Origin of the sequence: Pantoea vagans (assembly GCF_001506165.1) — a bacterium.
Lineage (GTDB): Bacteria > Pseudomonadota > Gammaproteobacteria > Enterobacterales > Enterobacteriaceae > Pantoea > Pantoea vagans_C.
The window spans coordinates 1,264,181-1,276,915 of sequence record NZ_CP011427.1; the positions used below are offsets into that span (position 1 = coordinate 1,264,181).

12 protein-coding genes, 1 tRNA gene and 1 riboswitch are annotated in these 12,735 nt (G+C 54.9%); of the genes, 6 read left to right on the top strand and 7 right to left on the bottom strand.

Annotated elements, in window-relative coordinates; translation table 11 throughout:
- Nucleotides 1–12 precede the first annotated feature (12 nt).
- Nucleotides 13–1,125: an iron-sulfur cluster carrier protein ApbC gene (apbC, locus tag LK04_RS05895; RefSeq protein WP_039333802.1), complete on the top strand. Its 1,113-nt coding sequence runs from the start codon at nucleotides 13–15 to the stop codon at nucleotides 1,123–1,125.
- Here apbC and LK04_RS05900 read toward each other — a convergent pair.
- A complete protein-coding gene (locus LK04_RS05900) occupies nucleotides 1,122–1,574 on the bottom strand; it encodes a GNAT family N-acetyltransferase (RefSeq protein ID WP_039333804.1) in 453 nt (150 codons plus the stop codon). The genes apbC and LK04_RS05900 overlap by 4 nt on opposite strands.
- Before the next feature lie 342 nt (nucleotides 1,575–1,916).
- Between LK04_RS05900 and ahpC the strand changes: the two genes are divergently transcribed.
- Together ahpC and ahpF are read left to right on the top strand one after the other, a co-directional pair.
- Nucleotides 1,917–2,480, top strand: coding sequence for an alkyl hydroperoxide reductase subunit C (ahpC, locus tag LK04_RS05905; RefSeq protein ID WP_039333805.1), 564 nt, complete (start codon nucleotides 1,917–1,919; stop codon nucleotides 2,478–2,480).
- 70 nt (nucleotides 2,481–2,550) lie between these two features.
- Complete coding sequence (gene ahpF / locus LK04_RS05910; RefSeq protein WP_039333807.1) at nucleotides 2,551–4,119, top strand: alkyl hydroperoxide reductase subunit F; 1,569 nt, start codon at nucleotides 2,551–2,553, stop codon at nucleotides 4,117–4,119.
- A gap of 66 nt (nucleotides 4,120–4,185) precedes the next feature.
- On the opposite strand, the gene LK04_RS05915 is transcribed toward ahpF, so the two are convergent.
- A complete protein-coding gene (locus LK04_RS05915) occupies nucleotides 4,186–4,389 on the bottom strand; it encodes a hypothetical protein (RefSeq protein WP_039333809.1) in 204 nt (67 codons plus the stop codon).
- 325 nt (nucleotides 4,390–4,714) lie between these two features.
- A riboswitch (TPP riboswitch) is annotated at nucleotides 4,715–4,809 on the top strand.
- Nucleotides 4,810–4,842: 33 nt separating this feature from the next.
- Here LK04_RS05915 and thiM point away from each other — a divergent pair.
- The 3 genes from thiM to fbaB all read left to right on the top strand — a co-directional run bounded on the left by thiM (nucleotide 4,843) and on the right by fbaB (nucleotide 7,629).
- Entirely contained in the window at nucleotides 4,843–5,631 is a 789-nt protein-coding gene (gene thiM, locus LK04_RS05920; RefSeq protein ID WP_039333811.1) for a hydroxyethylthiazole kinase, read from the top strand.
- On the top strand, nucleotides 5,628–6,428 hold the full coding sequence (thiD, locus tag LK04_RS05925) for a bifunctional hydroxymethylpyrimidine kinase/phosphomethylpyrimidine kinase (protein WP_039333814.1): 801 nt from the start codon (nucleotides 5,628–5,630) through the stop codon (nucleotides 6,426–6,428). The genes thiM and thiD overlap by 4 nt, the downstream gene beginning before the upstream one ends.
- Before the next feature lie 148 nt (nucleotides 6,429–6,576).
- A complete protein-coding gene (fbaB, locus tag LK04_RS05930; RefSeq protein ID WP_039333816.1) occupies nucleotides 6,577–7,629 on the top strand; it encodes a class I fructose-bisphosphate aldolase in 1,053 nt (350 codons plus the stop codon).
- Nucleotides 7,630–7,729: 100 nt separating this feature from the next.
- Here fbaB and LK04_RS05935 read toward each other — a convergent pair whose 3' ends face one another.
- From LK04_RS05935 to LK04_RS05955, 5 genes are all read right to left on the bottom strand, one after another.
- Nucleotides 7,730–8,416 carry a GntR family transcriptional regulator gene (locus LK04_RS05935; protein ID WP_039333818.1) on the bottom strand — a complete coding sequence of 229 codons (687 nt, stop codon included), beginning with the start codon at nucleotides 8,414–8,416 and terminating at the stop codon, nucleotides 7,730–7,732.
- A 98-nt stretch (nucleotides 8,417–8,514) separates the two neighbouring features.
- Nucleotides 8,515–9,975, bottom strand: coding sequence for a mannitol dehydrogenase family protein (locus tag LK04_RS05940; RefSeq protein WP_039333820.1), 1,461 nt, complete (start codon nucleotides 9,973–9,975; stop codon nucleotides 8,515–8,517).
- 52 nt (nucleotides 9,976–10,027) lie between these two features.
- Nucleotides 10,028–11,311 carry an MFS transporter gene (locus LK04_RS05945; protein ID WP_039333822.1) on the bottom strand — a complete coding sequence of 428 codons (1,284 nt, stop codon included), beginning with the start codon at nucleotides 11,309–11,311 and terminating at the stop codon, nucleotides 10,028–10,030.
- 80 nt (nucleotides 11,312–11,391) lie between these two features.
- On the bottom strand, nucleotides 11,392–12,402 hold the full coding sequence (locus tag LK04_RS05950; protein ID WP_039333824.1) for a Zn-dependent oxidoreductase: 1,011 nt from the start codon (nucleotides 12,400–12,402) through the stop codon (nucleotides 11,392–11,394).
- A gap of 223 nt (nucleotides 12,403–12,625) precedes the next feature.
- Nucleotides 12,626–12,701: transfer RNA gene (locus LK04_RS05955), tRNA-Asn, on the bottom strand.
- Between the last annotated feature and the right edge of the window lie 34 nt (nucleotides 12,702–12,735).

Genomic DNA, 12,735 nt, shown 5'->3' on the forward strand with positions numbered 1-12,735 from the left:
CAAGGAGTTGGGATGACTTCACAATCCCGGGAACATCACTCGCCCGAAGCGTTGCGTGCTGTGGTTATCGGCGTGCTGAGCGACTTTGAACATCCGACACTGCATCACAATCTGACAACCCTCAAAGCACTGCGTCATGTGGCGCTGCTGGATGGCAAACTGCATATCGAACTGGTGATGCCGTTTGCCTGGGCCAGTGCCTTTGAAGAACTGAAGGCGCAAACCAGCGCTGAATTGCTGCGTCTGACCCATGCCAGCGCCATTGACTGGCGGCTGCGTCATGACATCGCCACGCTGAAACGCGTGAAGAATCACCCTGGCGCCACCGGGGTGAAAAACATCATCGCGGTAAGCTCTGGCAAAGGTGGCGTGGGTAAATCCAGCACCGCGGTGAATATGGCGCTGGCGCTGGTGGCGGAAGGCGCACGCGTCGGGATCCTCGATGCGGATATTTACGGGCCATCCATTCCCAATATGCTCGGCACCGAGAGTCAACGTCCGACCTCGCCGGATGGCACGCATATGGCACCGATCATGGCTCATGGCCTCGCGACCAACTCGATTGGTTATCTGGTTACTGATGAAAATGCCATGGTGTGGCGCGGCCCGATGGCCAGCAAAGCCTTGATGCAACTGCTCAATGAGACGATGTGGCCGGACCTCGACTATCTGATCTTAGATATGCCTCCTGGCACCGGTGATATTCAGTTAACCCTGGCGCAAAACGTACCGGTGACCGGTGCGCTGGTGGTGACCACGCCGCAGGACATCGCGCTGATTGATGCACGCAAAGGCATTGTGATGTTTGAAAAAGTCAGCGTGCCCGTGCTGGGTGTGGTGGAGAACATGAGCATTCACATCTGCAGCGAATGCGGCCACCATGAGCCGATTTTCGGCACCGGCGGCGCACAGAAACTGGCAGCGGATTACCACACGCGCCTGCTGGCGCAGTTGCCGCTGCATATTAATCTGCGTGAGGATCTGGATGATGGTGAGCCAACGGTGATCCGCCGTCCAGACAGCGAGTTCACCGCACTCTATCGCCAGTTAGCCGGGCGCGTGGCCGCACAGCTCTACTGGCAGGGCGAAGTCATTCCAGCGGATATCGCTTTCCGCGCGGTTTAACCTGCTGATTTTCTGCTGGCGCGTGCCGCCAGCGGAAAATGCATCAGCACATATTTTCCCTGATCGCTCTCGCCTACCGCTTCACGCTGCCAGCCGTGTTTCAGATAAAAAGTCTGGGCGGCTTGATTCTGCATCAGACATTTCAATGCGCCGGTTGAAGTGAAGCGATGTTGTACGTGCTCCAGCAGTGCACTTCCCACTCCACGCCTCTGAAAATCCGGGTCAACATACAGGCTGTGCAGGAAGTTGTCGTTGTCCAGTACGCCGGCAAACCCTACGCGATGGCCATCGATCTCTGCAACCAGCACGGTTTCGCCGAGGATCACTGCATCAAAATCCTCAAGCTGCCACTCATCACCAGCCAGCCACGTCCAGTTGCAACGGCGCGCCGCCAAAAAGAGCGTGCGCAGAAAAGGGCGGTCGGCTTCCTCAAAAAAACGAATCTTCACGTCACTCTCCCTCAAACTTTCTCAACTCTTCAGGCTGCACATCGCCAACATAATCGTAGCGGCGCGATTCATCGCGCATCGGTCAGCAACACAGTGGTTTACCCCTGCGCGATAAATCCCGCCGCTACAAATGGTAATCGCTCTTTAAAAATAGTTGTCGCACCGGAAAAAGATAAACCCTGTCAAATCAGCGGGGTTTCTGTGTAGAATGCCGCGGCAAGCCGCATGGAATCAGGCATCAGCGCTTTGATAGCTTTTGATTATCTAATTGATAACGACTGCATATTAGAAGTTGGCCCGGAAAAACTGTAACTTGCATCACATCTTTTAACGGAGGTCACCATGTCCATCATTAATACCAAAATCAAACCATTCAAAAACGCAGCGTTCAAAAACGGCGAATTCATCGATGTAACCGAGAAAGACGTTGAAGGTAAATGGAGTGTTTTCTTCTTCTACCCGGCTGACTTCACCTTCGTATGCCCTACCGAACTGGGTGACGTGGCAGACCATCACGAAGAACTGCAGAAAATGGGCGTAGACGTTTACTCCGTTTCTACTGACACGCACTTTACCCACAAAGCCTGGCACGGTTCTTCCGAAACCATCGCAAAAATCAAATACGCGATGATCGGTGACCCAACTGGCGCACTGACCCGTAACTTCGAAATCATGCGTGAAGACGAAGGTCTGGCTGACCGTGGTACCTTCATTGTTGACCCACAGGGCATCATCCAGGCTATCGAAATCACCGCTGAAGGCATTGGCCGTGACGCATCTGACCTGATCCGCAAACTGAAAGCGGCTCAGTACGTGGCTTCTCACCCAGGTGAAGTGTGCCCGGCTAAATGGAAAGAAGGCGAAGCTACACTGGCTCCATCTCTGGACCTGGTTGGCAAAATCTAAGCCACACCCAGCCATTCGATCTTTCTCAATCGGGTGCTACGGCACCCGATTTTCTTGACAGGAACTCACTATGCTCGATACCAATTTAAAAACACAGCTCAAGGCTTACCTTGAGAAATTAACGAAACCGGTTGAGTTGATTGCCACACTGGATGATGGCGCTAAATCTGCGGAGATCCGTTCTCTGCTGACCGATATCGCGAGCTTGTCAGAAAAAGTCAGCTTCCGTGAAGAGAATGATCGTCCGGTTCGTAAACCCTCTTTTCTGATCACTAACCCAGGCAGCCAGAGCGGCCCACGCTTTGCCGGTTCGCCAATGGGTCACGAATTTACTTCACTGGTCCTGGCACTGCTGCAGACCGGTGGACACCCGTCGAAAGAGTCACAGAGTCTGCTGGAGCAAGTGGTTGCTCTGGACACTGACCTGCATTTCGAAACCTATTACTCACTGTCGTGCCACAACTGTCCTGACGTGGTGCAGGCGCTGAATCTGATGGCGATCCTCAACCCGCGCATCAGCCACACCGCCATCGATGGCGGCATGTTCCAGAACGAAATCACCGAACGTAACGTGATGGGTGTGCCTGCCGTATTCCTTAACGGCACCGAGTTTGGTCAGGGCCGTTTAAGCCTGGCGGAAATCGTCGGCAAAGTGGATACCAATGCTGAGAAACGTGCAGCCGAAGAGCTGAACAAGCGTGATGCCTATGAAGTGCTGATCGTCGGTAGCGGCCCCGCGGGCGCAGCGGCAGCGATCTACTCGGCACGTAAAGGTATCCGCACTGGCCTGATGGGCGAGCGTTTCGGTGGCCAGGTGCTCGACACGGTAGACATCGAAAACTACATCTCCGTCCAGAGAACCGAAGGCGCGAAGTTGGCTGGTTCACTGCGTGCTCACGTCGATGACTACGATGTAGACGTGATTGATACCCAGAGCGCAATCAAACTGATTCCGGCGGCGAAAGAGGGCGGTCTGCACGCGATTGAAACCGCATCTGGCGCAGTTCTGAAATCACGCAGCATCATCATTGCTACCGGTGCTCGCTGGCGCAACATGGGTGTGCCGGGTGAAGAGCAGTATCGCACCAAAGGCGTCACCTATTGCCCACACTGTGACGGCCCGCTGTTTAAAGGCAAGCGCACGGCGGTAATCGGCGGCGGCAACTCTGGTGTGGAAGCGGCTATCGATCTGGCCGGTCTGGTTGAGCACGTGACGCTGCTGGAATTTGCCAGCGAAATGCGTGCCGATAAAGTGCTGCAGGACAAACTGCGTAGCCTGAAAAACGTCGATGTGATTCTGAATGCACAGACCACCGAAGTGAAAGGCGACGGCAGCAAAGTGACCGGTCTGAGCTACATCGACCGTAACAACCAGACCAGCCACGAGATCGCGCTGAGCGGCATCTTCGTGCAGATTGGTTTGTTGCCGAACACTACTTTCCTTGAAGGTGCGGTAGAGCGTAACAAAATGGGCGAGATCATCATCGATGCCAAGTGCGAAACCAGCCTGAAAGGCGTATTCGCCGCCGGTGACTGCACCACGGTGCCGTACAAGCAGATCATCATTGCCAGCGGTGAAGGCGCTAAAGCCTCACTCAGCGCCTTTGATTATCTGATCCGCACCCAACCGGCTGAATAAGTTTTATTGCGATAGCCACGCAGCAGCCCCGCACCTTGTGTTGCGGGGCTTTTTTTTGCCCGATGATTATCCCAGCCAGCGGCGCGCTTCAGCATCGCTAATATCACGGTAATACACTTTGTGTATTTGTTCTCCGCACCCTTTACACTGCGCTTCAATGTGCGTCGAAAAATAGTGGCGACCACCAGGAGAAATTGCCCCTTTACGGGAAATACGAATCTGATGCCAACGATGTGCGTGCGGAATAAAGCTGAATAACTTTAGGTTCATTTTCGATCCCGGAATTGGGTGGGCAGAGTCTGTCTTCAAGTCCGGAGGGGGATTAGGCCGTTTTATGGGATGTCAGGCGTTGATGCTAATCAATTAGTGGTATTGATTATCTTAATTTCCGCGTTTTTGCCTATGTAGATTAAAAAAGGAATTAATACATTAAGCGGATATATTTTCAGTTATTGATCTGGCGGGTGATGTTTATTTTATTGATGGAGGATGAATATTTTATATTTTGATGTGGCGCAATTATTCTCACTCACCGCACAAACCACAATTTACAACCTGCGCGACTGCGCTTATCCTGTCGTCGGCATGTTCTGCATGCCATGACTCGGGGTGCCCCTGTATACAGGGCTGAGATACACCCGCTGACCTGATCTGGATAATGCCAGCGTAGGGAAGTCAGATGCCTGACCGCATTCGCCTTCTTGATCGCCGGTTGGGAGCTTTATGACACACCAGCCTGAAATACTCTCCACTACGCAGCTCGCGCAATCCCTGCACTTACTGCGGCAGCAAACTCCGTTAGTGCACTGCATGACCAATGACGTAGTGCAAACCTTTACCGCTAATGTGCTGCTGGCGTTGCAGGCGTCTCCGGCGATGGTGATTGACCCAGAAGAGGCGGCCCAATTTGCTGGTTTCGCGGATGCGTTGCTGATCAATGTGGGTACCTTAACCCGCGACCGCCGCGATGCGATGTTAGCCGCCGTGCAGGCCGCGCAGAAAGCAGGAACACCCTGGACGCTCGATCCGGTGGCAGTGGGTGCGTTATCACTGCGTACCGAATTCTGCCAACAGCTGCTGGGCCTGCAACCCGCCGCGATTCGTGGCAATGCTTCTGAAATCCTTGCGCTAGCCAATCAGGCGGCTGGAGGGCGTGGCGTGGATAGCGTGCATCAAGCGGATGCCGCGCTGAGCGCAGCCCAGCAACTGGCGCAGAAATATCAAACCGTTGTCGCGGTAACCGGAGAAGTTGATTACGTCACTGACGGTAAAAGCACGCTGGCGATCCCTGGTGGCAGCCCCTTGATGACGCGTGTGGTCGGCACCGGTTGCGCACTGTCTGCGGTGGTTGCTGCTTTCGCCAGCTTGCCAGGCGAGCGCCTGCAGCACATTGCAGCAGCGTGCCGCGTGATGTCGTTGGCGGGTGAGCAGGCTGCACGTCAGGTGCAGGGGCCCGGCAGCTTTGTCGTCGCTTTCCTTGACGGACTCTGGACTCTGGAGGTGGCGGCATGAAACGCATCAATGCTTTAACCATCGCTGGCACCGATCCAAGCGGTGGCGCGGGTATTCAGGCCGATCTCAAAGCCTTCTCCGCGTTGGGCGCTTACGGCACCAGTGTGATCACCGCACTGGTGGCGCAGAATACCTGTGGCGTGCAGTCGGTGTATCGTATTGAACCCGATTTTGTTGGCGCGCAACTGGATTCGGTGCTGGACGATGTGCGCATCGATGCCGCCAAAATCGGTATGCTGTCTGAAACTGCGATTGTTGAAGTGGTCGCGCAGCGGCTGAAACGGGCCAGCCTGCCGTTTGTGGTGCTGGATACGGTGATGATTGCGAAAAGCGGGGATCCGCTGCTGTCACCCGATGCGGTGGCGAGCGTGCGTGAGTTACTGCTGCCGCACGTCTCATTGATCACGCCGAACCTGCCGGAAGCGGCAACGCTGCTGGGTCGCGATATGGCGCAGGATGAGAAGAGCATGCTGATGCAGGGCGATGCGCTGCTGGATCTCGGCTGCGAAGCGGTGCTGATGAAGGGCGGCCATCTGAGTGATGCCGAAAGCCCAGACTGGCTGATTACACGTGCAGGACGTCAGCGCTTCACTGCCCCGCGCGTCAATACGCGACATACCCATGGCACGGGCTGCACGCTCTCGGCGGCGCTGGCGGCGTTGCGCCCTCGTCATGATAACTGGTCAGATACGGTAGAAGAGGCCAAAGCCTGGCTGCAACAGGCGCTGCTGCATGCTGATTCACTGGAAGTCGGGAAGGGCATTGGGCCGGTGCACCATTTCCATCAATGGTGGTAGGGCGTAACGCCAGATTGCCGCTTTTTCACTGCGTATCCGTCTGAAAAATGGTGTCAGCAATTTGCCAGCCTGGCGCTTTTCGGTCCAGGCTGTTGGGGGCGAATCGGCAGGTGCCGGTTCCCATCCAGCCATTTATTCAGGAGTCAACATGACGGACATCGTACAGTTATTGGGCAAAGAAGCGGACACCCTTCTTCAACATCGCTGCATGACCATTCCAGCGGACAGCCTTTATTTACCCGGCGCGGATTATGTTGATCGTGTCATGATCGACAACAATCGTTCTCCTATCGTATTACGCAACATGCAAACGCTATACAACACCGGACGTCTGGCAGGGACCGGCTATTTGTCGATTTTGCCGGTCGACCAGGGTGTTGAACACTCTGCGGGTGCCTCATTTGCTGCTAATCCGGCCTATTTCGATCCCAGGAATATTGTTGAGCTGGCGATTGAAGCCGGCTGTAACTGTGTTGCGTCAACCTATGGCGTATTGGCATCCGTGTCGCGCCGCTATGCGCACCGCATTCCGTTTATGGTCAAGCTCAACCATAACGAGACTCTGAGTTATCCGACCCAATATGACCAGACGCTGTATGCCAGCGTAGAGCAGGCATTCAACTTGGGTGCTGTCGCCGTTGGCGCAACCATCTACTTCGGCTCTGAGCAATCACGTCGTCAGATCGAAGAGATCTCAGCGGCCTTTGAGCGCGCGCACGAACTCGGCATGGTGACGGTGCTGTGGGCGTATCTGCGTAACAATGATTTCAAGAAAGATGGCGTGGATTACCATGCCAGCGCCGATTTAACAGGCCAGGCGAACCATTTGGCCGCCACCATTGGCGCGGATATCGTGAAGCAGAAAATGGCGGAGAATAATGGCGGTTACAAGGCAGTGAACTTCGGTCATACCGACGATCGGGTTTACAGCAAACTGACCACCGAGAACCCGATCGATCTGGTGCGCTACCAACTGGCGAATTGCTATATGGGACGTGCAGGGTTGATTAACTCCGGCGGTGCTTCGGCAGGGGCCACCGACGTGGCAGAGTCTGTGCGTACGGCGGTGATTAACAAACGTGCGGGCGGAATGGGGCTGATTCTGGGCCGTAAGGCGTTTAAGAAGTCGCTGAAGGAAGGTGTGGAGTTGATTAATGCGGTGCAGGATGTCTATTTGTCGAAAGATGTGACTATCGCGTAATTAAACCTGGCTTACTGGCCATTTCGCTGGCGGGCAGTGCGCGTCCTTGGTCACATACTGATGTATGCTCCCAAGGCCTGTGCGCTGGCCGCCCCAAAACCTATGGCGCTTCAAACCACTCGCTATTGCGTTCAGCTATTGGCGTGATGGTCAAAATCATCTCTTGCAGATGGCGGCGCATGGCGCTTTCTGCGGCCTCAACGTCTTTGGCTTTCAACGCGCAATAGATATCTTCATGCTGCTGGATCAAACTTTCCGGCGGGGATACTTCACTCAGCGTCAGGAAGCGCACACGGTCCATGGTGGCTTTGATATTCTCCACCGTCTCCCATGCCAGCAGGCAGTTAATCCCTTCGGCTATCAGACGGTGAAATTCATCGTCCAGAGTTAAAAATGCCTGGCTGTCCTGGCGCTCTGCGGCTAAGCGTTGTAACTGAAGATTATGCTCCAGCGCCATCAGTCCCGTGGGGCCCATCTCCAGTGCCGCACGACGCACCACGGCGATTTCAACCGCTTCACGGATAAAGCGCCCATCCGCCACGCGCTGTGCAGAAATTTTGCGCACGAAAGTGCCACGCTGCGGCAGCACTTGAACCAGACCAGCTTCCGCCAGCTTGATAAAGGCCTCGCGCACCGGCTGGCGCGACACGTTAAAGCGCGCGGACACCTCTTTTTCCGACAGCAATGAGCCCGGATGAATGGCGCAGGTCACGATATCTTTGCGCAAATAGCGATAGATCTGCTGATTGACGGGTTCGCTGGTGGTTATGGTATAGGCAATCGACATGCAGCAATATCCGTATTACGGCTGGCGCAAGCCAGCCCGATGAGAAAGGTTCAGTCTAATCAGCACGCTGCATCTGCGCTACACATTTGTGAAGGCGCTTATGCCTGTGCCACCAAGGCATGTACAGTAGCGCGTGCGCCCTGCTTCGCAAGTTGCTGATAGAGTTCTGTGACGCGTGCAACAAAGGCGCTGTGGTGCAGCAGATCATCGCCGAATACGGCTTTCAGGCCGATAAGCGCTTTTACGCGTTCTGAGCCATCTTCACTGTGAGCCACAATGCTCGCCAACTGCTCTTTCAGCGGATCGCGAATCTCAATCGGCTGACCTTGCTCATCCACGCCGCTGACATAACGCATCCAGCCCGCGACACCCAGCAGCAGATAATCGCATGAGGTGCCATTACGCAGATGCCAGCGCACGCTGTCCAGCATGCGCTGCGGCAGCTTCTGAGTGCCATCGGTCGCGATTTGATAAGTGCGATGCTTAATGGCGCGATTTTCGTAACGCGCAATCAGTGAATCAGCGTAGGCCACTAAGTCTACGCCTTGCGTACGCAGCGTCGGAGCCTGATCTTGCAGCATCAACGCGCGCGCTGCCGTGCGGAAATGGGCATCGGCCATGCAATCGCTGATGTGTTCATACCCTGCCAGGAAACCGAGGTAAGCCAGGAATGAGTGGCTGCCATTCAGCATACGCAGCTTCATCTCTTCGAACGGCAGTACGTCACTGACCAGTTCCGCGCCAGCATTTTCCCAGGCAGGACGGCCACTCACGAAGTTATCTTCAATCACCCACTGGAAGAACGGCTCGGCTTCGACAGCAACAGGGTCGCTGCTGCCCAGGCGAGCTTCCAACGCGTCAAACGCGGCATCGGTCATCGCGGGCACAATGCGGTCGACCATGGTGGAAGGGAAGGTGATATGTGCGTGAATGTACTCGGCCAGTTCAGGGCTGTGGCGTTCTGCCAGTTGCGTGATGACATTACGAGTCACGTGACCATTTTCCGGCATGTTGTCACAGGACATCACGCTGAATGGGGGAAGATGGCGGGCGCGACGGCGAATAATGGCGGCCAGAATCAGCCCCGGCAGCGAGCGCGGCTGCTCCGGATTTTCGAGGTCATGCACGATATCGGGATGATCAGGGTTGAGCTTGCCGCTCGACGGCATATAGCAATAGCCTTTCTCGGTGGCGGTCATCGAGACGATGGCGACGTCAGGCTGACTCATGGCTTCAATCACCGCATCAATACCGTCGCCCTTGCCGTGCAGCGCTTGTGTCACCACGCCAATCACGCGGGTATTAAGGCTGTCATCCGCCATCTCGGTCACGGTGTAGAGTAAGTCTTGCTGGCGCAGAGCCTGAATCAGTGCACCGCTGTTGAGATTGACTTCGCAGTAGCCCCAGTCACTCCCCTGCGCAGCCAGCTTATCGGTGGCGAGGGCCTGATGGGCGCGATGGAAGGCACCAAAGCCGATATGCACCATGCGGGTTTTTAACTGGCTACGGTCATAAGCGGGGCGTTGGACGTCGGCGGGAAGGCGATCAAGCTCTAACATAGGAATTCCTTTTAGCAAATGGGGCGCTGAGCGCCCCATTATGGTCAAACTGTTAAGCGGAGACGGGTTTATCTGCGGTCTTTGGGCTGCGAATCACAAACAGCACTAACATCGCGCCAATCCCGGCAACACAGCCCGCCAGAATAAACGCACTGTCGAATTTACCGGTGTGCTGCACGATATAGCCGGTGACAATCGGGCCGACAATTCCGGACAGGCTGCCGATTAAATGGATAAAGCCACTAATACTACCCACACGGCTTTTGTGCACCACGTCCTGAATAATCGCCCAGTAAATTGCGCCGGTGATGTAGAGGAAGAAGATGGAGATCGACATCATGATCACCGCCGAATTCACTTCTTTAATGGTACCCGCCAGCGCCACACAAATCGCTGCCGCAAGCAGTGACACGACCAACACAATCTTGCGCGATAGCAGCAATTTTCCGGTGATATTAAAGATTTTATCCGAAATCCAACCACCCAATGCCAGGCCAACGAAGCCCACAATCCACGGGATCATGGTGGTGATACTCATGGATTTAATATCCAGGCCATGCGCCTGCACCAGATACGCCGGGAACCAGCTCAGGAAGAAGAACAAGATGTAGTTGTAGCAGAAGAAGGCAAATGCGGTCACCAGGATAATCGGCTGGCGCAGGTAGTAGCCCATGCCGTGCGCTTTGCCTGAAGGATCGATCACATCGGCAGGCTCTTCCGCTTTCAGTTTTTCGACCAGAGCGCGTTCTTCAGCTGACACTTTTTTGCTGCGAGCCGGGTTATCTGCCGCGAAGAAGAACCACAGACCCATCCACACCAGACCAATCACGCAGATCACCACGAACGCCGGACGCCAGCCAAATGACAGGGCCAGATAGCCGACAATCGGGCCCGCGACTGCACCACCCAGAGGGGAACCGGCACTGAGCAAGCCCATGGCGGTTGCGGCCTGTTTTTTCGGGAACCAGCCGTTGATGGCCTTGTTCGCCGAGGCGCAAATCGGACCTTCCGCCATGCCGAACAGCACGCGCAGAATCATCATCGACCAGAAGCCAGTGGCCAGCGCGGTCATGCCGCAGAACAGCGACCACATGCCGACTGCGGTGCCCAGCACGATGGTCGGGCCGAATTTATCGGTCGCCAGGCCACCAATAAAGTTAAACAGCGCATAGCCAAAGAAGAAACTCCCGAAAATCATGCCGAACTGCTCGGCGTTGATCATCAGATCTTTTTCCACCAGCGGTACAGTCAGGGACAGGGCAATACGATCGAGGTAGTTGAACATATAAACCAGGAATAACAGCAGTACGAGGGTCCAGCGTAGGTTCTTAAGCATACAAACTCCGACCTAATAGTTTTTCTAGTTTTGCCGGCGGGTACGCACCGGCATTAAGGACACCTGGTGTGAAGATTAACTCAACCCATTTGGAGAATCACTTTGCAGCAGGTACGGGGATCTTTTTCAAACAACGTCATGGCACGTTCAATCTCTGCGAGTGGGAAATAGTGCGTGACCAGTTTTTCAGGCTGGATCAGGCCTTTTTCCATCCACTCAATGACCTGCGGGAAACGATTACTGTTGAGGCGCGAGGTAAACAGCGATAACTCTTTGCTGGTCAACGCTTGCTGCGTGATGCTGCAAGGCTCGCCAGAGAAGCCAAGTAGCCCGATACGTGCCGCCGGGGAGGCAAGGGCAGCAGATTCGGCCAAAATAGAAGGATGGCAGGCAGCATCGATAATCAGCGTGGGCTGAATGCCTTCCAGCTGGGCTGCCAGTGGGATCTCGCTGTTATTGAATACGCGGTCAGCGCCATTTTCCTGTGCCAGTGCCAGACGCTCTGGCAGACGGTCGACCACCAGCACCTGTGCCACGCCATAAACGCCTTTCAGCACCTGAATCGCGGTCAACCCCATCGGTCCTGCGCCATAAATCAGTGCCACATCGTTTGGCTGAGGTTTCAGGAAAGCGGTGATGTTCGCGGCGATGGTAAAGGGTTCAACCATGCTGGCGAGTTTGTCTGGAATAGCGGTGGGCAGACGGAAAGCATTTTTAGCCGGGGCAACGGCAAACTCACTGAAGCCGCCATCACGATGCACACCAATCACCTGCAATTCTTTGCAGACGTTAGGGCGCCCGATGGAGCAGGGATAGCAGTGACCGCAGCTGACCACGGGATCAACGGCCACGCGCTCCCCGATGCGAGCGGCATCAACACCGTCGCCTACCGCATCAATCAGGCCAAAGAACTCATGGCCAATGACGCGCGGATATTTGGCAAACGGATTATGACCATGCCAGATATGCACATCAGAACCGCAGATGCTGGCAAACTGCACTTTGACACGCACTTCACCCGCGGCCGGTGCTGGCAGGGGACGGTCTGCTAAAACGAGTTCACCCGGTTGTTCAATTACGACACTTTTCATCATTTACTCCTGGCCGGCGCGGACGTTAAACGGTGCTGCTGGCATTAACGGGAAAGCAATGATGAAAAAATACGCTTACCAATACTACCATACAAGTCGGCGTTAAAGAGTTGTGAAGGCAGTCACAGAGCGAAGAGGTAACCAGAGGATCGGTGAGGTAAGTAAACAGGGTAAATCGCAGGCATAAAAAAAGCAGCCTTATAGGCTGCTCTTTTCAAGAATTTGGCTCCTCTGACTGGACTCGAACCAGTGACATACGGATTAACAGTCCGCCGTTCTACCGACTGAACTACAGAGGAATTGTTTGGAACGGGGCGCATAGTAACGAGCAGG